The 19,612-nt window shown below is 55.3% G+C and carries 18 protein-coding genes and 1 pseudogene; 14 read left to right on the top strand and 5 right to left on the bottom strand.

Going from position 1 to position 19,612, the window contains the following annotated elements:
- Window positions 1-204: 204 nt before the first annotated feature.
- From ACVVH8_RS17345 to ACVVH8_RS17335, 3 genes and pseudogenes are all read left to right on the top strand, one after another.
- The gene (locus tag ACVVH8_RS17345; RefSeq protein WP_475231205.1) at window positions 205-870 is read left to right on the top strand and encodes a secretin and TonB N-terminal domain-containing protein; all 666 of its coding nucleotides are present in this window, start codon (window positions 205-207) and stop codon (window positions 868-870) included.
- The gene (locus ACVVH8_RS17340) at window positions 867-1,418 is read left to right on the top strand and encodes an RNA polymerase sigma factor (RefSeq protein WP_463396619.1); all 552 of its coding nucleotides are present in this window, start codon (window positions 867-869) and stop codon (window positions 1,416-1,418) included. The genes ACVVH8_RS17345 and ACVVH8_RS17340 overlap by 4 nt, the downstream gene beginning before the upstream one ends.
- Before the next feature lie 31 nt (window positions 1,419-1,449).
- Window positions 1,450-2,388, top strand: a pseudogene (locus ACVVH8_RS17335) (FecR family protein).
- A 1,078-nt stretch (window positions 2,389-3,466) separates the two neighbouring features.
- Here ACVVH8_RS17335 and ACVVH8_RS17330 read toward each other — a convergent pair.
- Window positions 3,467-4,075 (bottom strand): prepilin-type N-terminal cleavage/methylation domain-containing protein, encoded by a 609-nt coding sequence (locus ACVVH8_RS17330; RefSeq protein WP_253484400.1) that lies wholly within the window; start codon window positions 4,073-4,075, stop codon window positions 3,467-3,469.
- The gene (locus tag ACVVH8_RS17325) at window positions 4,072-4,518 is read right to left on the bottom strand and encodes a GspH/FimT family pseudopilin (protein ID WP_475225172.1); all 447 of its coding nucleotides are present in this window, start codon (window positions 4,516-4,518) and stop codon (window positions 4,072-4,074) included. The genes ACVVH8_RS17330 and ACVVH8_RS17325 overlap by 4 nt, the downstream gene beginning before the upstream one ends.
- A 120-nt stretch (window positions 4,519-4,638) precedes the next feature.
- Between ACVVH8_RS17325 and ACVVH8_RS17320 the strand changes: the two genes are divergently transcribed.
- Entirely contained in the window at window positions 4,639-5,070 is a 432-nt protein-coding gene (locus tag ACVVH8_RS17320) for a type II secretion system protein N (RefSeq protein WP_475225169.1), read from the top strand.
- A 221-nt stretch (window positions 5,071-5,291) separates the two neighbouring features.
- On the opposite strand, the gene ACVVH8_RS17315 is transcribed toward ACVVH8_RS17320, so the two are convergent.
- Both ACVVH8_RS17315 and ACVVH8_RS17310 read right to left on the bottom strand, forming a co-directional pair.
- Complete coding sequence (locus ACVVH8_RS17315) at window positions 5,292-7,193, bottom strand: UvrD-helicase domain-containing protein (RefSeq protein ID WP_475225167.1); 1,902 nt, start codon at window positions 7,191-7,193, stop codon at window positions 5,292-5,294.
- Complete coding sequence (locus ACVVH8_RS17310) at window positions 7,175-9,409, bottom strand: ATP-dependent nuclease (protein WP_475225164.1); 2,235 nt, start codon at window positions 9,407-9,409, stop codon at window positions 7,175-7,177. Before ACVVH8_RS17310 ends, ACVVH8_RS17315 begins: the two co-directional genes overlap by 19 nt.
- A gap of 643 nt (window positions 9,410-10,052) precedes the next feature.
- Here ACVVH8_RS17310 and ACVVH8_RS17305 point away from each other — a divergent pair.
- The 5 genes from ACVVH8_RS17305 to ACVVH8_RS17285 all read left to right on the top strand — a co-directional run bounded on the left by ACVVH8_RS17305 (window position 10,053) and on the right by ACVVH8_RS17285 (window position 13,120).
- Window positions 10,053-10,412 (top strand): DUF6124 family protein, encoded by a 360-nt coding sequence (locus tag ACVVH8_RS17305; RefSeq protein WP_475225162.1) that lies wholly within the window; start codon window positions 10,053-10,055, stop codon window positions 10,410-10,412.
- 226 nt (window positions 10,413-10,638) lie between these two features.
- Window positions 10,639-10,926 (top strand): hypothetical protein, encoded by a 288-nt coding sequence (locus ACVVH8_RS17300; RefSeq protein ID WP_475225160.1) that lies wholly within the window; start codon window positions 10,639-10,641, stop codon window positions 10,924-10,926.
- Between the two features lie 470 nt (window positions 10,927-11,396).
- On the top strand, window positions 11,397-11,756 hold the full coding sequence (locus ACVVH8_RS17295) for a DUF6124 family protein (RefSeq protein ID WP_475225157.1): 360 nt from the start codon (window positions 11,397-11,399) through the stop codon (window positions 11,754-11,756).
- A 240-nt stretch (window positions 11,757-11,996) separates the two neighbouring features.
- Window positions 11,997-12,500 (top strand): hypothetical protein, encoded by a 504-nt coding sequence (locus ACVVH8_RS17290; protein ID WP_475225154.1) that lies wholly within the window; start codon window positions 11,997-11,999, stop codon window positions 12,498-12,500.
- 101 nt (window positions 12,501-12,601) lie between these two features.
- Window positions 12,602-13,120, top strand: a complete 519-nt coding sequence (locus tag ACVVH8_RS17285) for a phospholipase D family nuclease (RefSeq protein ID WP_475225151.1) — start codon at window positions 12,602-12,604, stop codon at window positions 13,118-13,120.
- A gap of 271 nt (window positions 13,121-13,391) precedes the next feature.
- Here the strand turns inward: ACVVH8_RS17285 and gspI are convergent, their stop codons facing one another.
- Complete coding sequence (gene gspI / locus ACVVH8_RS17280; protein ID WP_475225149.1) at window positions 13,392-13,766, bottom strand: type II secretion system minor pseudopilin GspI; 375 nt, start codon at window positions 13,764-13,766, stop codon at window positions 13,392-13,394.
- A 147-nt stretch (window positions 13,767-13,913) separates the two neighbouring features.
- Here gspI and gspG point away from each other — a divergent pair, with 147 nt between their 5' ends.
- The 5 genes from gspG to gspD are packed head-to-tail and all read left to right on the top strand — an operon-like array spanning window position 13,914 to window position 19,431.
- Complete coding sequence (gspG, locus tag ACVVH8_RS17275; RefSeq protein WP_475225146.1) at window positions 13,914-14,372, top strand: type II secretion system major pseudopilin GspG; 459 nt, start codon at window positions 13,914-13,916, stop codon at window positions 14,370-14,372.
- A gap of 8 nt (window positions 14,373-14,380) precedes the next feature.
- Window positions 14,381-15,340: a type II secretion system minor pseudopilin GspK gene (gene gspK / locus ACVVH8_RS17270; protein WP_475225144.1), complete on the top strand. Its 960-nt coding sequence runs from the start codon at window positions 14,381-14,383 to the stop codon at window positions 15,338-15,340.
- Window positions 15,337-16,515, top strand: coding sequence for a type II secretion system protein GspL (gene gspL, locus ACVVH8_RS17265; RefSeq protein WP_475225142.1), 1,179 nt, complete (start codon window positions 15,337-15,339; stop codon window positions 16,513-16,515). The genes gspK and gspL overlap by 4 nt, the downstream gene beginning before the upstream one ends.
- On the top strand, window positions 16,508-17,053 hold the full coding sequence (gene gspM / locus ACVVH8_RS17260) for a type II secretion system protein GspM (RefSeq protein ID WP_475225139.1): 546 nt from the start codon (window positions 16,508-16,510) through the stop codon (window positions 17,051-17,053). The genes gspL and gspM overlap by 8 nt, the downstream gene beginning before the upstream one ends.
- On the top strand, window positions 17,050-19,431 hold the full coding sequence (gene gspD, locus ACVVH8_RS17255; protein ID WP_475225136.1) for a type II secretion system secretin GspD: 2,382 nt from the start codon (window positions 17,050-17,052) through the stop codon (window positions 19,429-19,431). The genes gspM and gspD overlap by 4 nt, the downstream gene beginning before the upstream one ends.
- The last annotated feature ends 181 nt before the right edge of the window (window positions 19,432-19,612 follow it).

The raw sequence follows: 19,612 nt of genomic DNA, 5'->3' as shown, positions 1-19,612 counted from the left end.
CGCCTCCTGGCCGGCCCGGAGGGGCCGCGCTATGGCTTGAGTCTAGTGCAAGCCATGCGCAATTCCCGTGATGGTTTTTTTGCACCGCCCGTCACACCAGATTCATAAACAGCCCTCAGGATGACGATTTTCAAGGATTCGTCAGCCGTGCAGCGAGGCAGTTCCCGAGACGGTTTTCAGCGTTCAACGAGGCTTGTGCGCCGGATGTGTCTGGGGTGGCTGCTTGGCTGTGCGGCGGGCCACGCGATGGCCGACGCGGTGCCGGCGGACTTGCGCATGACGCTGCATATTCCGGCACAGGATCTGGCCCATGCGCTGGATCAGTACAGCCACGCCACTGGCGTTGCGGTGCTGGTCGACAGTCAGTTGAGTCGCGGTCGTCGCTCGCTGGCGGTGGACGGTGAATACACCGCCGCCGATGCCCTGCGTCGATTGCTCGGCGGCAGTGGTTTGATGGCGCGGTATGCCCGGGACGATGCATTTACCTTGCAAGTGGCGCAGGTCGAAGACGTGCCGGCGCCGCCACAAAAACAGACGCCGGAAAGCGTCGCGGTCAACCGCAGTTACGCCACGGCGGTGCAGGCTGCCATCGAGCGCAACCTGTGCCGTTCGCCGCTGACCCGTCCGGGCAGTTACCGCGCGGTGTTGCAGGTGTGGGTCGGCCGCGACGGCTTGGTGCAGCACAACCGGTTGGTCACTTCGACCGGTGATGTACGGCGCGACAACGCGCTGGTGGAGAGTTTTCGCAATCTCAGGATCGACCGGCCGACGCCCAGCGCTTTGCGTCAGCCGGTCACGTTGCTGTTGTTACCGGAGTCGTCAGGGAAACGCATGGAATGCACCACATGGGAAGGAGTTTCCGGGGGATGAAAGACACCGGACAAGGTTCGATGGTCCAACTGTTCCTGACGTCCTACGAGGACTTTCGGGTGCGCCTGCGCAGGCGTCTCGGTTCGGAGGATCTGGCCAACGACGTGCTGCACGAAACCTACCTGCGGGTCGACCGCATGGAGACGCCGCCGAACGTCCTGCGACCCAATGCCTACCTCTATCGCATGGCCCTGAACATCGCCGCCGACCGCCGTCAGGCCGATGCGCGGCTGCTCACCGGCGAGGAAGTCGAAGAGCTGCTGCAAATCGGTGACGAAGCCCTGGACCCGGCGCGGGTAGTGGGCGGGCAAAAGGAAATCCAGTCGCTGCTCAACGCCCTCTACGAACTGCCCGCACGCCGTCGCAAGATCTTCATTGCGGCGCGTCTGGAAGAGGCGCCGCACTTGGAAATTTCCCAGCGCTTCGGCATTTCCACGCGCATGGTCGAAAAGGAAATCAAAGCCGCATTGGGCTTCTGCGCCGCGAAACTGGAAAGAAAAGTGTTTCAGCGGTTCGGTCGCGGGGCCGGAAAACCGTCTTCTGAATAGTGCCCGATCAATTCGTTGAGAATCTGCGCGTTTGAACATCTTTCGACTGACACCTGCCGAGCCATCGGCGGCCGACAATCTGCACAGCGAAGCCCGCGACTGGCTGGTCCTGCTGACCTCCGGCCGCGCCACCGTGGCCGACGCCCGCGCTCTGCGCGAATGGTGCGCGCAGAGCGCCGAACATGCCCGCGCGTTCGAAGAGGCCAAGCGGTTGTGGCAGTTGCTGCAACCGGCCGTGGAGCAAATGCAGGCGCCACGTCGTTTCGGTCGACGTACCTTTCTCGGCGGGGCAATTGCCGCGTCGGCGGCGTTTTTGCTGGTTCGCGGGACGATTCCCGGTGGCTTCGAAGGGTTGGGTGCTGACTACATCACTGAAGTCGGCCAGTAGCGCCGATTTGAACCGGCGCAGGGTGTGAGCCTGGAGCTGAACACGCAGACGCGGATCAATCAGCGCGCAGTGTCTGACGGTGTGCAGGGTTTTGAGCTGGTCAGTGGTGAAGTTGAGGTGCAGACCGCGCGGTTGCCACTGGCGATGCAGGCTGGGGGAGGGTGGTTGCGGGCCAGTCAGGGGCGTTTCAACTTGCGTAACACTGATCAACAAGTCTGCGTGACCTGTCTTGATGGCGCGGTTGAAGTGGATGTTGAAGGTCGTAGCCTGCGCCTGGAGCCGGGGCAGCAGGTGACCTACGACGCGCGGCAGGTGGGCAGCGTACAAAGCGTCGACACAGCCGCAGTGATGAACTGGCGCCAACAAGTGCTGGTCTTCAACGGCGCGACCCTGAGTCAGATGATTGATGAGATCAACCGGTATCGGCCGGGGATGCTGTTGCTGCTCAACCGTGAGCTTGGGCAGCGGCGGGTGCAGGCGCGGTTCAGCCTTGACCAACTTGCTGGCGTTGCATTGCTGATTCGGGATGCCTACGGGGTCAAATGCACCGAGTTGCCGGGGGGCGTCGTGGTTTTGAGCTAGTGGGTTTGACTGGGTACATATCCGTTGCTGCGGTAACGGCTGCTTAGGGTTCCGCCCTTACGGCGGGTCACCTTTTCCAAACGCCGAAAAGGTAACCCAAAAGGCTTGCTCCTACGTGCGGCCCGCTCGCTGAGGCTCGGGGTTCCTTCGCTCCGGGATCCATCCGGGGGCATCGCCTCCGGTTTGCTTCGCTGCACCTCCTCTCGATGTGTTTGGCTGCGCCAAACGGTCGCTGCGCTCCCACCCCCCGGATGAATCCCTCCACTCAGCCTTACGACGTCGCCCGTGGATCAAGATCAAAAGCTGCAGCCGAGCTAACGCTCATCCTTTGAGTGGTGCGGCATTCGCCGCGTGCGGGTGGTACATATCACCCCTGTAGGAGCTGCCGAAGGCTGCGATCTTTTGATCTTGCTGTTGCTTTTGTGTGGGAGCGAGCCTGCTCGCGAAGGCGGCCATCCAGCCAACCAATCTCTTGCTGATGTACCCGCTCCAACTCTAGGAGCGAGCCTGCTCGCGATGACGACCTAACAGCCAACCAATCCCCACTGACCTCACTCAATCCCTGTGGGAGCTGGCTCGCCAGCGATGACGGCCTACCAGCCAACCAATCTCTTGCTGATGTACCCGATCCAACTGTAGGAGTGCGCCTGCTCGCGATGACGGCCTCACAGCCAACCAATCCCCAACTGACCTCACCCAATCCCTGTGGGAGCTGGCTCGCCAGCGATGACGGCCTGCCAACCAACCAATCTCTTGCTGATGTACCCGATCCAACTGTAGGAGTGAGCCTGCTCGCGATGACGACCTCACAGCCAACCAATCCCCCAACTGACCTCACCCAATCCCTGTGGGAGCTGGCTTGCCAGCGATGACGGCCTGCCAACCAACCAATCTCTTGCTGATGTACCCAATCCACCTGTAGGAGTGAGCCTGCTCGCGATGACGACCTCACAGCCAACAATCCCCACTGACCTCACTCAATCCCTGTGGGAGCTGGCTTGCCAGCGATGACGGCCTACCAGCCAACCAATCCACAACTGACTCCACCCATTCCCACATTTGATTCATGGCCCGCAAATCACTCCAACGGCCCAATCACCTGCCGATACTTCTCCACCCCCTGCGCCGTCCCCCGACTCAACCGAATCTCCAACCCCAACGGATCCTCCCGCCGATTCCCGCTCAACTGCCGCCAGCCCTTATCCACCTCCCAAACCCGCACCTGCACATCACTGACATCACTCAAAACAGCAACCCCATTCCCAGGCGCCGGCAACGGATACCGACTCCGCGCCTCAGCCACCGCCCGATACAACGTGTCGCCCTTGACCCACCACCGCACCCGCTGCAAAGCCCCCGGCTGATCCGCCGCCGTGCGAATGATGTCCAGACGAAAACCTTTACTGTCGCTACTGCGCACAGTCAGAGCGGGCGGGGCGCTCGGCGGCTCATCATCCACGCCAACCTTCCTCGGCTCGGTCAACTCAACCCCCGCCCGCATCTCCACATCCCGCTGCAACTGATTCAACGCCCGCAACAAACCGTCACTCTGCTCACTGCTCGCCTGCAAATGACTGTCCGCCCGCGTCACACTGTCCAGCCCCCGCCAGGCAATCAAACTCACCACCGCCATCAACAAAATCGCGACCATCACCTCAATCAACGTAAACCCTTGCTGGCGCTTCATTGCAGGCTGATCCTTCCACTGCCATCACGCAGCACACTCAAGCGATTCATCCCATCCGACAACGTCAATTGCAGCGGCGGATTGATCCACTCAGCGTTCAGCACAACCCTCTGTTTCGGCTCCACCCGCACCTCCATCTTCGGACTCTGCCAGGCACGCGGCCGCAACTGCGGATCCTGAGCGAAATGATCAAACCCCTTGCCACTGTCACTGCGCCGACTAAACCAAAACCCCTTGGCATCACTCACCCACACAATCGGCCGGCCATCCGCCCGGGCCTCCGCCTGCGCCACCTGCAGCAACTGCGCCACACGCTCGGCATCCTTGCGCAGCAACTGCAGCGGATCCGGCTTGATACTCAGGCTGATCGCCGCACTGGCGATACCGATGATCACCAGCACCACCATCAACTCGATCAGCGTAAAACCCTCTTGCCTGTTCATCGCGCGCGCGCTCCTTTGCGTCCAGCGCCATCGTGCACGGCCAACATGTAAGGCGTGTGAAATAAAACGGAGAGAATTGCCGCGTAGGCTGACAGCAGGGATAAAAAGGAGATTCAACCCATGACCTTCACCGCACGCGTTTCCCCACCCCAAATGGTCCAGGCCCTCGCGCTGCTCGCAGCGCTGGTCGGCGTGGCGACATGGTCGTCGCTGCTGCTGACCACCGCCGAATCACACACCCCCGCAGCGGCCCCGCAGTTGCTGGCGGCGCGCAGTGATAGCCCGGCGTTGCAGTGGTTTTCCAATCAGACGGCGCCGATGGATATCAAGGTGAGCGGGGTGATGGCGGGGAGTCGCGGGGCGGTGGCGATACTGAGCCTGAACGATGGGCCGCCGAGGAGTTTTTTGCAGGGGGAGAAGGTTGGGCCTGGGGTGAAGTTGGTGGCTGTGGAGGGGGATGGGGTGGTGATTGAGCAGGGTGGGGAGAGGGTAAGGTTGGGGGTGGAGAGGTTGGCGGAGGGGGTGGTGTTGCCGAGGTTGGTTAGGCCGTGATTTGCAGGCATATACCCATGTGCAGTTCGTACTGGGTACTTCTGTAAATCGTAAAGAACAATTGGCTTCCCGAGCTCGGTTATTCGCCTCGGATAAAGTCATTACACCTAAGCCACATGCCATCTCATTGTGAGCAGGGGTAACTGCACCTTCGCCTTAAGATAAAACCTTCCTAGTTGTGCCGCACCGAGGGTGCGGCGCATGTTGGGCAAATGGTTGAGTCACCCCATACTCGAAACAGCGGCGTCTCCGAACCATTTTATGGCTGTTGCTAACACTTTCTTACTAGGGTTTCGATAGTAAACGACTAAGCTTTTTTTTGAGCGTGTGCAGCAAACATAGAAAAGCTTTTTTGTCCTTTCAAGAACAGATGGAGTGCCCGCTTCTTCGAAGAGATAGTTAAAGTTGTATTTGTTCCATTTTCCGTTATCTAATACCACGAGAACATTATCGAATTCTGCACCTTTTATCTTGTGCTGAGTGGAGAATGGAGTGTGGCCTTCCAAGTATTGGTATAGCTTCTTAAATTCGACAAACTTGACCTCTTTTACTCTGTCGTAAACATAGCGGTTGCGTGCAGTAAAAATAGAAAGTTTGTCATCCTTTCTGCAAATGCCAAGTTCATCCGCTCTATCGATGACTGTGCCGATAGTGGAGCTAGACATTTCTCTCAACTCGTCGATGAAGTCCTTAAGTCTTCTCTTGTCCTCGATAGAGCGTATCTTAAACTCCGTCAGTTTCAGAAAGTCATGATATTTTTTGTTTTCGTAAAGGTTCACTATGTGTTGAATTTTGTACAGATGTTTTATGAGTGCGTCACGTTTGCTACCAGCCTTCGAGGACGCATTAGGATCATCTTTTTTATCGTCTATAAGCGCATCTTTAGACAAGTATATACGCCTGAAAGTCTCATACTGCTCTGCGAGAGCACGATCGTACAGATCGCGATGTAGATCTATAAACTGTTGCATCGTCGGCGTAGGAGAAAGATTGGCTTTTTCAATGGGGTATGTATCGAGTAAACGATTTATTACCTGTCCGAATGTAAGGTTCGAAAAGTCTGTAGATATTTTTCTAGTTTTGATAAATTTCTTTATGCGATCCCGGTATTCGAGGATTTTATCACCATCATAAATTAGCATTAGCTCAGGAAAGCCCGCTTTAGGTGCGATTAAATTATGCGTTAGATTTAACTCTTTGTTCTCTTTGGTATGGTTAAAGTCCCAGCTCAATGAATCTTTAACTAGCTGCAGATTGTCTTCTGGTCCCTCGGAATAAATAAACTTTATTTCGCCATCTATAACAATCCCGTTCAGCATGTTAGGTGCGTTCTCATCAAGCGAAGCTACTTGTCTTAAATTGTCAGTTCTCAGTCTATTAGCGAGCTCGAATACCAATCTTGGATTTCTTCGGTTTTGTTCCTTCTTAACTTCATGGACGCACCCTTCCTCAATATATTTGTCTAGGTTTCCGACGCCGTCGTCATAAATTGACTGCATTGCGTCTCCAAAAAAACCGACAATATTTTTCTTCGTTCCTTGCTGGAAGTGTTGAAGGAATATTCTAATCACTGCTGCTGATGTGTCTTGATATTCATCGATAAATATAAATTTATACCTGTCTTTAGCTATATCGCAAAGCTTGGGGTGAGAATTAAACATCTCGTGAGCGATAATGAGCAACTCGTCATGAGATATAATTCCTTCTCGGATAATTGTATACTCTTTGTACTTCACCTCTTTGCCTTTCAAGGAGGAGGGGTCAAAGTCATCGTCCGGGTTACTTATAGAGTCGGGGTCTTCACTTTCTAATGACTGTATTAGCAGGTCCATAAGTTCGGCCCTGTAGGGGCTTATTAGATCCCATAAAAAATCGTGAATGGTGCCTACGTGTAACCTTTGATCACTTATGCGGCTACGAATTTCTGCGACAGCTGCATTCGTATACGTCATGCAGGCAATAGAGCAGTGCAAATTCTCGCTTAATACTTGCCTTATACATTGCACCAACGAATACGTCTTCCCGCTACCCGCGCCCCCACTAAGCAAAAAGTTACTTCCTTCATCAATTAGCTTGAATATCTCTTGGACTTCGGGCTCTAGAGTTAGTCTTGTTTCAGCCATTTTAGAGCTTCCTTGATATACGCTGGGGTGTGCCAGTTGGCGAATTCTATAGTGATTTTAATAGGGGCGCCTGTTTGTGTGTCCGTGAGTGTTAGTTCGTGGCTAGTGCTATTCAATAGTATTTCCATAGCGAAAGATGGTTTGCTACCTATCGCTTTTTCAGCACATGTGTAAGCGTCCGTGATGGAGTTTGCAAAATCTTTTAGATGTGTTTGTACTAGCGAGGGCAGCTTGATCTTTCCGATGAAACTGTTTTCTTGGTCAAAGGCTAGACTTTTTATAAAATCTTTATTTACGTGGAAAAAGGCATCTTCAAAGCTACGTGCGTGGTATTCCTCACCCAACGAATTCTTTTCTGCGGTTTGATATGCGCAAAGTAACTCTCCCTGTTCGCACTGGCTCCATGGGGAGCCTACTCTTTTTGTTAGTGTTTTATGCGTCATTTTAAGGGCGCTGAAAAACCCCAAGTCGTCAGTGTTGTAGAAGAAGCCCAAAGAAGCGTTGGTGGTGTGGGTGCCTTCAGCGACCCTGCATTTCTTCAAATCAGTTTTTGGTTCATTTTGTTTATTTAATTTAACGTTGCCTTGATCATCCAAAGCTGGAAACTCTTTGGCTGAATCAATGTCGGTTATAATCAGAGAGCGAACACCGATAAAACTAACAAATTTTTCAAAAATGTGCGAATACGCACCAACCTCAATCATTGAGATGTTTTGGGAAAGAAGCGGTATGTGGCTTTTCGCACCTGACCTAACGTTTTCTACCAAGTCTTCTTGGTCTACTTTCATCATCATGGCTGGAAGTAAAACTCGCTCGGTGTCCCCTTCTATAAAAATTGCTTTGTCTGCAAAGAATAACTCAGATCTATGAATGGTCAGGTATTGCTTCAGAAAAGTATAGTGCTGTGAGTCGCCATAATAATCTTTGAGGTCTTTCAGGTTCTTTGAGGTAACGTATCCATTTGCTTTCTTGAAGTACTTGATATCTTCAAAATCACTTTCTGAAACTATGTAAGAGGAGTGGGTGCTCAATATCGTCTGCAGGCTCCTGGTGATACCGTCAGCACGGCTGATTCCTGGGCTTAATAAGGATTTAATGTTTTTTATAAAAATTCTTTGAAGCTGAGGGTGTGTGTGGGCTTCAGGCTCTTCAATGAATAGTAGATTTATGTCAGAAGGGGACTCAGTTATGTCTTTGTGGAAGTCGTGAAGCTTGAGCTTGATTTCAAATATCATGCTGATGAGATTCAGATATCCTAACCCATTGTAGTTTTCGGGAAGATCGTGATCACTACCGCCCAGTCCATACATGACGGTAGTATTTTCCTCCAAGAGATCTCGATGCTGTAGTGAGGATACGATTTTTATTACCGATTCGTTCTGGTTAACTCCGCCAAATTTCTTTACATCGTCAATCACGTCCTCAAATATTTTATCATACACGGCGTTGAGCTTTGTATCAGTTGCGGTTAATGTGTCCTTAAAGTTTTCTACAATGTTCTGATCTGGATTGCTAGCCTCAAGTTTTTTGTAGATTTTAGCGGATAGCAGTGATAGTGAATTATCCGCATCTTTGTTGGAAACGTTTCTTCGTGCGCTTATCCATTTGAAATTTATTATTTTTGTCAGGTTTATTCCTTCAGCATCTAAGTCAATGAAGGTCGTGTCATCTTCTTGGTTTGATGGTATATCAAAACGCAGACTACGCCTTGCGATTGAAAAATATCTGCTGTGATATTCTTTCAAGTAGTCAAATAGGTTCTTGTAAGGTTTGCCTTCAGCTATTTTTCTGTTTTTGAGGTTGTTGAAGTCGGTTGAAAGACTCTGTATGTCCTTTGTGCTGGCCCCGTACTCGAAAGCTATGACAACATATTTGTTGTCGGTGTCTAAGTCTATTATTACCTTGTCGCCAATGTGTTCAAGGTCGTCTGTATCATCGTATTGGATGAATATCTTTAATGATATTGCAATGCGTTGGTCGTTAGGCATCGTGCCTTCGACTACTTTTAATAGATTATCCTTCGTGTCGCTGCTTAAGTCTTCAAATGTAAATGTGTTTTTCGTTGAGCTGCCGCCAACAAACTTTTCTAAACATAAAAGAAATGACGTTTTTCCGCAGTTGTTTTTGCCGATTATTAGCGATAAATTATTTTCTATATCTACCGATATTTTCTTTAGTAGCCTGAAGTTTTCTATAGTGATTTTTGTGACTCGCATTACGATTTCCTTTCATCAGCGACAATTTATGCATTGCAACACTCTTGACCCTCTCAGCTAGGAACAGACTGACCAGCAGATCTATGCCGGTAAGATTTCGTTATCGATCAACCCAAGTGTTTTTTAGGACGCATTCCTCTGAAATGTGCCGGAAGAATGAGCATAGGCTATCTGGCCGAGGTTGTTAGTTACGTGCCGCAACCTCGCCATTTTTTTGTCTGCTGGGATAAGGGGACTCGGGTTAAGGGGATGGGTCTATAGGGATGCGTGAGGTAATCCGGTCTCGATAAACACCAACGTTTAAAAAGACATCTCCAGTCACTCTCTTAGGCTACATATCCTTGCGCCTTTGCCTACAGCTACGCCAGAATCCGCCGGCTTGTGCGCTTTGGGGGTGGGTTCTATTGTGGTCCAGTCGCTGACGAATCAGTGATCGGGTTTGGTAGCCCGGCTTTTGACTTGGCGCATAGCGTCACCCGATACAGGTCCTTTTGGGGCTGTGTATTTATGGTGGCCATGCGCAGGGCGTCTTCGGGCGCGCCGGTTCTCCAAGTCACCGGTCTACCAACCTTCGTATGGCCACCACCCCTTCGTTTGGTAGCGAAAGATGATGGCTCCTTTTCTATGATTTGGAGATTCACTCATGATCAAACCAACACCCAACCCGCCCGAAACCGACTCGGTTTCCCCCTACGAATCCCTCGATTCAAAAAAACTCCACGAAGCCGCTGACCGCGCTCTCGACCATTACCTCTGTCCGCCCGGTTCCACGCCGCCCCCACGTAGAATCCGCGGGATGTACGCCGTGACTGCGGACAACAAAAACGAAGAACTGCTGATCGATGCCAGCGAAACACTTGCTTCGGCCAAAACCATCGCGCAGGACTGCGCCAGTCTGTTGCCGGCGTCACAGCGTCGGGCGTTGTTGGGGATTGCGCAGTTGATCATGCTTGGTGAGTTGGCGGTGAATCGGGCGCTGGATAATCTGCAATTGGCGGATTGATGCTGGCGTCGGGCACTTCTGGTGATTGATTAGGTGTCCGTTCTGGCGCCTTCGCGAGCAGGCTCACTCCTACAGGGTTTTATGTTGATTACAGATATTTTGTAGGATGCTGATACCTGTGGGAGTTGGGCTGGTGGTGAAAAATGGCGACTGATTCATTTTCTGAAAAGCAATCAGCCTTCTTTCCTGCCAAGACCCAACTACTCCCACCTCCGGCGCCGCAAGAATGAAAAAGCTTTTAATCGCAGTAATCCTCGCCGTGGTGACGATGCTCTACGTCGGTTACTACGAAGCCCTAGAGGATGGTGACATCGAGACGATTGTCTTCATCAAGAAACATCCCACGTTTCAGATGAAGTTCTACAACATCCACGCAAACGACGGTGAGATCAGGAAGGTAGAGCGCCTGATGGCAGATGAGCGGGGGAGGATTATCGACTACTGCCGGTACCGCTTGGGAATTGATACAGACCTGAAAACCCAGGATGACGTTGAGATGTGCCGGAAAAAATAGAGCTGTTCATTTGGCCGAGGTTGTCAGTTACGACTGACAATCTCGGCCATTTTCTTTTGTCTGTTGGGACAAGGGCACGAATCTGTTGAGGGATCCGAGACGGAATGAGGGTCTCCATAAACACCAACGTTTAAAAGACATCTCCAAACACTCTCGCAGGCTACAAATCCTTGCGCCTTTGCCTACAGCTACGCCAGAATCCGCCGGCTTGTGCGCCTTGGAGGCGGGTTCTATTGTGGTGCGGTCGCTGAGGAATCAGCGATCGGGTTTAGCGACTCGACTTATAAATAGGTGCATCAGCGTTCCATGCTTTGTCGCAGATTCAATGTCTGCTACTCCGCTATGGTGGCTGTATGCGGGAGACCCTTGGGTCTGCCGGGTGCCTATAACCGGTTCGCTAACCTGCGTACAGCCGCCACCTTTCTGTTTAGCGACAGTTATGGCGGCTCCACTCTAATAGGAGCTTCACCATGATCAAACCAACACCCAACCCGCCCGAAACCGATTCGGTTTCGCCGTACGAATCCCTCGATTCCAGAAAACTCCACGAAGCCGCCGACCGCGCCCTCGACCATTACCTCTGTCCGCCCGGTTCCACGCCGCCGCCACGTAAAACCCGTGGGATGTACGCCGTGACTGCGGACAACAAAAACGAAGAATTACTGATCGATGCCAGCGAAACACTCGTTTCGGCCAAAACCATCGCGCAGGACTGCGCCAGTCTGTTGCCGGCGGCGCAGCGTCGGGCGTTGTTGGGGATTGCGCAGTTGATCATGCTCGGGGAGCTGGCGGTGAATCGGGCTTTGGATAATCTGCAGTTGGCGGATTGATGCGGGTGTCGGGTACATCTGGTGATTGATTGGGTGTCCGTTCTGGCGCCTTCGCGAGCAGGCTCACTCCTACAGGGTTTTGGGTTGGTCACGGATAGTGTGTCCGGGGATTGAAACCTGAGGGAGTTGGCTTGACCGCGATGGTGGCCCGACAGCCTGGATTTTTGCCTGTAAGCGGAGGGACGCTTGCTCATGCTAAATTTTGGGAAATCAGATCGTTAAAAGTAGAGTTCGAACGCTATGTTGACCCTTTCCAAGGGAGAGAATCAGGGCTTGAAGGTCAAACCTCGCTGGCCATCCTCTGAAGTACTGATTGAACAAAATGTCTTCCTTAAATTGATTGAAGCTCAGTCGAAGCTTCCCCCGTCAGTTCAACTACTGCTCGTTCGGGGTTATGAAAATAAAAGCAGTCAGCTGGGGTTGTTCAGGTTCCTGTCGAGGTGGCTGGGCATCCGGTTGTTTTGCGCATGCTATCCAGGCCGAAAAGACGAGGTGAGCGATATATTCGGCTCCAATGGGCATGATGTGGATGGCTCTCATGTGGATGTTTCAATCATTCTGAATGGCAGGAGATTGCGATTTTTGCCGTTGGGCGTATTTACATCACCGAGCCTTCAACACAGCAGGGCGGCTGAACATCTCAGCGTTCTCAACGAGGTCAAGGCTGCTCTGGTGCAGTGCGGCTTCGAGATTCACCGCAACCCGACAGAGAGCATGCAGATACATTGCGACTTTGCAGGATAGTTGCTGGTTCTGTTGCTGATCTTTTCCGAGAAGAGGTAGCTCAGATGGGCTGGCATCCTGCAATTAAAACGTCCCGCCTGGTCAACTCAAGGTCTTCAAACATGACTAGATTGCAATGCGCCGCGCTGGCGATCTTGCTCTGTATTGCGGCCATATCACATGCAGATCCAAGCGTTCAGGTCGGTTTTTCCCCGGAAGGTTCGGCGCGAAAGCTGGTTTTGGAAACCATCGGGTCTGCGCAGCACAGCATTCAAATGCTCGCCTATGCGTTCCAGGCTCCCGATATCGTGCAGGCTTTGATTGATGCGAAGAAGCGTGGGGTGGAGGTGCGCATAGTGGTCGATAAAAAGCGGAATCTGGGCAAGTCCAGTAAGACGGCTATGGACCTTGTGGTTTTGAACGGCGTGGAGCTGCGTACCAATGAACATTTCCATCTCCATCACGACAAAACCATCATTGTCGACGGTAATACGGTCGAAACAGGTTCGTTCAATTTCGCTCCGTCCGCCGAAACGACTAACTCGGAAAATGTGGTGGTGATTCGGGATATGCCAGAGGTTTCGCGTCAATACATCGCGCATTGGCAATCACGCTGGGAGCTTGGTGTGCCTTATCCGTAACGCTGACGGGCATATGAATGTCTGGCTGGGATGGCAGGTTAGTCAGTCATCGGGCGGAAGCCGATGTTCGACCGATTGCCGTGTTCGGTTATAGGGAGTGCTGGCGGTGAATCGGGTGTTAGATAATTTGTAATTGACGGGGTGATGCGCGTGTCGGGGTCACCTGGTGATTGATGGGTGTCTGTTCTGGCGCCTTCGCGGGCAAGCCCGCTCCCACAGGGTTCTGTGGTGAGTGCAAAATCTGCAAACACCACAAAACCTGCGGCAGCTCCTACAGGGGGCGGTTTAGTAGGGTTTCGAGTTTTGCCAACGGCGGCGCATCCTGGTTGCGGTCGAATACTTGGATGCCGATCTTCAGCAATCGACCATTCTCTGCCGCTGCGATTACCTGTTCACAGCGCAGCATTAGCCGCCCCTGATCGCAATCCTGCGCTTTCATGCCCATCGGCAACTTGCCTTCCAGCCGCAACTCCGCCATCCGACTCTGCGCCGCAATCATCGCCACCGACCGATCCCTTAAAACCCCGCTACTCTGCGTCATCAACCCCGCCACGCGCACAGCCGCCGACATGGCCACGGCAATAATCGCCAGCGCCACCAGCACCTCAATCAAAGTGAAACCGTCTTCTCGCGAACGCGCACGCATAAAAGGCCTAAAGCCAAAGCACAGCCCTCGACGCTAACCCCCGTCCTTGACGGCTTGACGACGAAAACACCCGAGGATTTTCAACATCACTGACATATCTTCTTGCAACACTGCGCGTCGAATCGAATCAAGCCAGGGAATGTCGAGATGGATATCGCACCTTTCAAATCGCTTCATCAACCGTTGCGCAAGCCGCGTGGTCAGCAGGGTTTTACCCTGATCGAGATCATGGTGGTCGTGGTGATTCTGGGGATTCTCGCGGCGATGGTGGTGCCCAAGGTGCTTGACCGGCCGGATCAGGCGCGGGCGACGGCGGCGAAGCAGGATATTGGTGGGTTGATGCAGGCGTTGAAGTTGTATCGCCTCGATCATGGCACTTACCCGAGCATGAACCAGGGCCTGAAGGTGTTGGTGGAGCGGCCGGCGGATGCGAAGAACAGCAATTGGCGCTCGTACCTGGAGCGCTTGCCGAACGATCCGTGGGGGCGTCCTTATCAGTACCTCAACCCTGGCGCGAATGGCGAGATCGACATCTTTTCTCTCGGTGCCGACGGTCAGCCGGACGGCGACGGCGTGAATGCCGATATCGGTTCCTGGCAGTTGTAAGGCCGGCCATGAACAGCCGCTCGCCTGAGGGGGCGAAGCAACAGGGCATGGCGATTATCAGCGCGTTGTTGATTGCGGCCGTGGTGGCGGTGATTGCGGCGGGCATGTTGACGCGCCAGAGCGTGTCGACCCGTGCGCTGGAGGCGGATCAGCAGCGTGTGCAGGGGCGTTGGCTGGTGCAGGGCGGGTTGGAGATCAGCCGGCAATTGCTCTGGGATGCACGCCAGCGCGATCCATTGACCCGGCTCGATCAGCCGTGGGCGCAACGTCTCTCCGCGCCAGGTTTTGAGGGGCGACTGGAGGATGAGCAGGGCAAGTTCAACCTGCGCAATCTGGTCGCCAATGAGCGGGTCGATGAAGCGCAGGTCGCGGCGTTTCAGCGCTTGTGCGAGTTGATCGGGGTCAGTGCCGGGTTGAGCCAGCGCATCAGTCAGCGGGTGATTGCTTCGTACCCGAGATTGCTGAATCCGCAGATTGCCGAGACGCCGAAAACGGGTTTCGACAGTGGTCGCGCGACCTCGCCAAACGCTTCCCGCAAACCGCAGAACCCGACGTTGCCAATGCTGCGCAGCATTGATGATTTGCGCAGTGTCGACGGCGTTAATGAGGCGCTGATCGGCAAACTGGCGCCGTACCTGACGGTGATTCCGGCGACGACTTGGCTCAATGGCAACACTGCCACTGCGCCGGTTTTAGCTGCTTATGTGCCGGGGCTGTCGCTGGAGCGCGCGAATGCGCTGATCGCTGAACGCGATGCCGGGCGCTGGTTTATCAACCGTGGCGATTTCGTTAACCGTTTGCGCATGCCGCAGCTGGAGCTGACCAGCGTCAAAGTCGGCATCACCAGTGACTGGTTTCGCCTGCGCGGCGAGGCGCGGCGCGATCAGCGGCGGGTCAGTCTTGAGGCGTTGCTGCATCGCAGCCAGGACCGCTTGCCGCAGGTGATCTGGTCGCGGGTGGGCGTATGAGCCAGTTGAAGGTGGCGTTGCCGCCCTTGGCGGAGCTGGATTTGCACAGTGAATTGCACTGCGCCTGGCTGGATCGTCAGGGGCAGGTCACGCGGGAAGAGCGCCTCAGCCTGAGCCAGTTGAGTCAGCAGTCGAAAGTGCCGCCGCTGGTGTGTTTTCTGCACCCGGCCGACAGCCTGTTGGCGAGTCTCGATTTGCCGCCGCTGCCTGCGAACAAGATCGTCGCGGCGGTGCAGTGTGCGGCGCAGGCGTTGATGCTGGGCGACAGCAGCGAGATGCACATCGCGCACAGCTCGCGGGATGAGGCCGGGCAGGTGCAGATCGCCTGGGCGCCTCGGCAGCTTTTGTTGGGTTTTGGCCAGTTGCTGAAAAGTGCTGGGCTGAACCTGCGCGGACTCTACCCGGCGCCTTACAGCTTGCCGGTGCTGCCGGGCACCGTTGCTTGCGTGCAGGACGGGCATTTGTTGTTGCGCGACAGCGTGCAAGTGGCGCGGGTGCAGCCGTTGTTCGATGACGGTTTTGACGGTGTGGTGTGGGAACCGGGTGCGACTTTGCATTGGATCGGTGATCAACCGCCATCGGGTGCTGAACTGCCGATGGCCGATGTGCAGCGCTGGACCGGGCCGCTACCGGGTTGGGGACTGCATGGTGCAGTGCAACAGCAACACACCGAACATCGCGGCTGGGGCAGGGCGATCGCTCTGTCAGCGTTGGCCGTGGCCGTTTGGGTCGTTGGATTGAACCTGTATGCCGCTCGCGAAGCCGGGCAGGGCCAGCAACTGAAAACCCAGATGAACCTGCGGGTAAAGCAGGCTTTTCCCGAGTTGCCGGTGATTCTCAACCCGTTGCAACAGGCCCGTCAGCAATTGGCGGCGCGGCAGAAGGGCGCGGCGGATGATCCGGCGCAGACTTTCAATCGTCTGGTGTTGCAGGCGGGCAGCGGCATGCCGTCGATGGCCGGCAGTGTCGAGCGCCTGGCGTTTGTCGACGGCACCTTGCAACTGAGTCTGCTCAGTGAAGCCCGTCGTGGCGGCAATGATCAGGACTGGCAAAGCACCTTGGCCCAGGCCGGTATCAGCGTGACGGCAGATGAGGAGGGTTGGACCTTGCGTCCGTCCACTGAAGCCACCCCAAGCGAGAGCGATGACAGCGGCGGAGCAGAAGAAGATGAATAAGGCCTCGCTCGCGCTGTACCGCGCCAAATGGCAACGCGTTAACGCTCAGATGCAGGCGCGTTGGCAGCCGTTGGCGTTGCGCGAAAAACGCATGGTCGGCGGCATGGCCGTTGCGCTGGTCGGCCTGCTGCTGTGGGTCGCGCTGATCCAGCCGCCGCTGAAGAAAATCGCTTATTGGCAAGCCGAAACGCCAAAGCTGCGCGCTCAGACCGAGGCGCTGGAAGTACTGCTGCGCGAAGTCAGCGTGCGCCCGGACGGGCAAAGCTTGGCGCAGTCGCTGGAGCAGACGCTGCAGGCCAGCGGCCTGGCGGGCCATTACCAATTACAGGATGCGCAGGGTGCCTGGCTGCTGACCTTCGACGCGGCACCGGCCGACGCCGTGCTCGACTGGCTGTTGAGCAACCCGGCACAACTTTCTCTGCAAGTGGTCGAGGCCCGTTTGCAACGCGCAGACAACCCCTCGACCGAAGTCACTGCCGGCACTTTGTCAGGCACCGTTCGCATGGATCAGGCGCTGGGCGCTAAGGAAGCTTCATGAAGGGGTCAGGATCCAAACCGGCACGTCTGGCGTTGCCGATGTTGCTGATGGCGTTGAGCGCGTGCAGCAACACCACCACACCACAGAATCAGCCGCCATTGCTGGTCGACAGTGAGCTGGGCCGGCCGCTGGCCAACACCCAACGCAGCGGCGACGCGGTGCTCGACCGCGAGCGCGCACAGGCGCAGGCGCGACCTGTGCCGAAGCAATTGCACAACATCAGCAAGCGTGCGCGCAGCGGCGCGGCGGCGTCGGGTATTGCGTTGCCGAGCAATCCTTTGGGCGATCAACCGGTGACGCTGAATTTTGTCGACGCCGATATTCAAGCGGTGGTGCGGGCGCTGTCGCGTTCGACCGGGCAGCAGTTTCTGGTCGATCCTAGGGTGAAGGGCACGTTGACGCTGGTCTCGGAAGGTCAGGTGCCGGCGCGGCAGGCTTACGACATGCTGCTCGCGGCGTTGCGTATGCAGGGTTTCAGCGTCGTTGATGTCGGCGGCGTGGCGCAGGTGGTGCCGGAGGCGGATGCGAAGTTGTTGGGTGGGCCAATTTACAGCGCTGACAAACCGGCGGGTAACGGCATGCTCACCCGTACGTTTCGTTTGCAATACGAGAACGCGGTGAACCTTATTCCGGTGCTGCGCCCGATTGTTTCGCCGAACAATCCGATCAACGCCTATCCGGGCAATAACACCATCGTCATCACCGATTACGCGGAGAACCTGACCCGCGTGGCGCAGTTGATTGCGAGCATTGATTCGCCGAGTGCGATTGACACCGATGTGGTGCAGATCCAGAACGGTATCGCTGCCGACATTGCGCCGATGGTGGCGGATTTGCTCGATGCGCCGGGCAATGATCCGACGCAGAAAATCGCAGTGATCGGTGATCCGCGCTCCAACACCATCATCATTCGCGCCGGCAGCCCGGAGCGCACGGAGCTGGCGCGTAATCTGATCTACAAACTCGACAACGCGCAGAGCAATCCGAGCAATTTGCATGTGGTTTATTTGCGCAACGCGCAAGCGGCGAAACTGGCGCAGGCATTGCGCGGTTTGCTCACGGGCGAGAGCGACAGCGGCACCAGCGACAGTGCCCGTTCGATGCTCAGCGCCATGGGTGCAAGCACTGGCGGCAACGCTGGGCAGAACGGCCAGAGTGGTGCGCAAAGCAGCGGCACGACATCGACCAGCAATAGCAGCGGCAGCACTGGTGGCAGTTATGCGCAGGGCAGCAGCTCGACCAGCAGCGGCGCTAATCAGGCCAGCGAGCAGAACGTCGCCTTCAGTGCCGGTGGCGTGACCATTCAGGCCGACGCCACCACCAACACTTTGTTGATTTCCGCGCCGGAACCGCTGTATCGCAACCTGCGCGAAGTCATCGATCTGCTTGACCAACGGCGTGCGCAAGTGGTGATCGAAAGCCTGATCGTCGAAGTCGGCGAGGACGATGCCAGTGAGTTCGGCGTGCAATGGCAGACCGGCAACCTCGGCGGTAATGGCGTGATCGGTGGCGCGAATCTGGGTGGTTCGGGGATCAACCTCAACGGCAAAACCAGCCTCGACGTGCTGCCGCAAGGCTTGAACCTCGGTTACGTCAACGGCACGGTGGACATCCCCGGCATCGGCAAGATTCTTGACCTGAAAGTGCTGGCCCGGGCCTTGAAGAGCAAGGGCGGCACCAACGTGCTGTCGACGCCGAACCTGCTGACCCTGGACAACGAAGCGGCGAGTATTTTTGTTGGCCAGACCATTCCGTTTGTCAGTGGTAGTTACGTTACGGGCGGCGGGGGCACCAGCAATAACCCGTTCCAGACGGTGACCCGTGAAGAGGTTGGCTTGAAGCTTAACGTGCGCCCGCAGATTTCCGAGGGCGGCACGGTCAAGCTCGATATCTATCAGGAAGTGAGCAGCATTGATGAGCGTGCCTCCAGCAGTGCAAAAGCTGCGGGCATCGTCACCAACAAACGCGCAATCGATACCAGCATCCTGCTCGATGACGGCCAGATCATGGTGCTCGGCGGCTTGCTCCAGGACGGTTACAGCCAGAGCAATGACGCGGTGCCATGGTTATCGACGATCCCCGGCCTTGGCGCATTGTTTCGCAATGAACGCCGGGCGATCACCAAGACCAACCTGATGGTGTTCCTGCGCCCGTACATCATTCGTGATAGCGAAGCGGGGCGCAGCATTACGCTGAACCGCTATGACTTCATGCGCCGGGCGCAGGGTGGTTTGCAGCCGGAACGCAGCTGGGCGATGCCGGACATGCAGGCACCGCAGTTGCCGGCGGCGGCGCAGGGTGTGCCGGCGGTGGGGCCGAGTTCGGGGCCGCGAGCAACCATCAAAGCGGTGCCGATTGAAGGGAGCACACGCTTTTGAAACCTGCCCTCAATGTGAGTGATGCCTTTGTGGTGAGGGGATTTATCCCCGATGGGTTGCGCAGCAGCCCCAAAACCAGTCACCCGGATTTTACTGATGGACCGCATGTGCAGGATTTACGACTGCTGCGCAGCCGATCGGGGATAAATCCCCTCGCCACAGGGGATCCCAGTGTTCCAAG

This window comes from Pseudomonas trutticola BRTCR10, from assembly GCF_056155105.1.
This window is presented reverse-complemented; position numbering and strand designations above follow the sequence as displayed.

Excerpts from the sequence above, each read along its gene's own strand:
- ACVVH8_RS17345 (WP_475231205.1), top strand. The coding sequence starts at position 205 with ATGTGTCTGGGGTGGCTGCTTGGCTGTGCGGCGGGCCACGCGATGGCC.
- ACVVH8_RS17340 (WP_463396619.1), top strand. The coding sequence starts at position 867 with ATGAAAGACACCGGACAAGGTTCGATGGTCCAACTGTTCCTGACGTCC.
- ACVVH8_RS17330 (WP_253484400.1), bottom strand. The coding sequence starts at position 4,075 with ATGAAGCGCCAGCAAGGGTTTACGTTGATTGAGGTGATGGTCGCGATT.
- ACVVH8_RS17325 (WP_475225172.1), bottom strand. The coding sequence starts at position 4,518 with ATGAACAGGCAAGAGGGTTTTACGCTGATCGAGTTGATGGTGGTGCTG.
- ACVVH8_RS17320 (WP_475225169.1), top strand. The coding sequence starts at position 4,639 with ATGACCTTCACCGCACGCGTTTCCCCACCCCAAATGGTCCAGGCCCTC.
- ACVVH8_RS17315 (WP_475225167.1), bottom strand. The coding sequence starts at position 7,193 with ATGGCTGAAACAAGACTAACTCTAGAGCCCGAAGTCCAAGAGATATTC.
- ACVVH8_RS17310 (WP_475225164.1), bottom strand. The coding sequence starts at position 9,409 with ATGCGAGTCACAAAAATCACTATAGAAAACTTCAGGCTACTAAAGAAA.
- ACVVH8_RS17305 (WP_475225162.1), top strand. The coding sequence starts at position 10,053 with ATGATCAAACCAACACCCAACCCGCCCGAAACCGACTCGGTTTCCCCC.
- ACVVH8_RS17300 (WP_475225160.1), top strand. The coding sequence starts at position 10,639 with ATGAAAAAGCTTTTAATCGCAGTAATCCTCGCCGTGGTGACGATGCTC.
- ACVVH8_RS17295 (WP_475225157.1), top strand. The coding sequence starts at position 11,397 with ATGATCAAACCAACACCCAACCCGCCCGAAACCGATTCGGTTTCGCCG.
- ACVVH8_RS17290 (WP_475225154.1), top strand. The coding sequence starts at position 11,997 with ATGTTGACCCTTTCCAAGGGAGAGAATCAGGGCTTGAAGGTCAAACCT.
- ACVVH8_RS17285 (WP_475225151.1), top strand. The coding sequence starts at position 12,602 with ATGACTAGATTGCAATGCGCCGCGCTGGCGATCTTGCTCTGTATTGCG.
- gspI (WP_475225149.1), bottom strand. The coding sequence starts at position 13,766 with ATGCGTGCGCGTTCGCGAGAAGACGGTTTCACTTTGATTGAGGTGCTG.
- gspG (WP_475225146.1), top strand. The coding sequence starts at position 13,914 with ATGGATATCGCACCTTTCAAATCGCTTCATCAACCGTTGCGCAAGCCG.
- gspK (WP_475225144.1), top strand. The coding sequence starts at position 14,381 with ATGAACAGCCGCTCGCCTGAGGGGGCGAAGCAACAGGGCATGGCGATT.
- gspL (WP_475225142.1), top strand. The coding sequence starts at position 15,337 with ATGAGCCAGTTGAAGGTGGCGTTGCCGCCCTTGGCGGAGCTGGATTTG.
- gspM (WP_475225139.1), top strand. The coding sequence starts at position 16,508 with ATGAATAAGGCCTCGCTCGCGCTGTACCGCGCCAAATGGCAACGCGTT.
- gspD (WP_475225136.1), top strand. The coding sequence starts at position 17,050 with ATGAAGGGGTCAGGATCCAAACCGGCACGTCTGGCGTTGCCGATGTTG.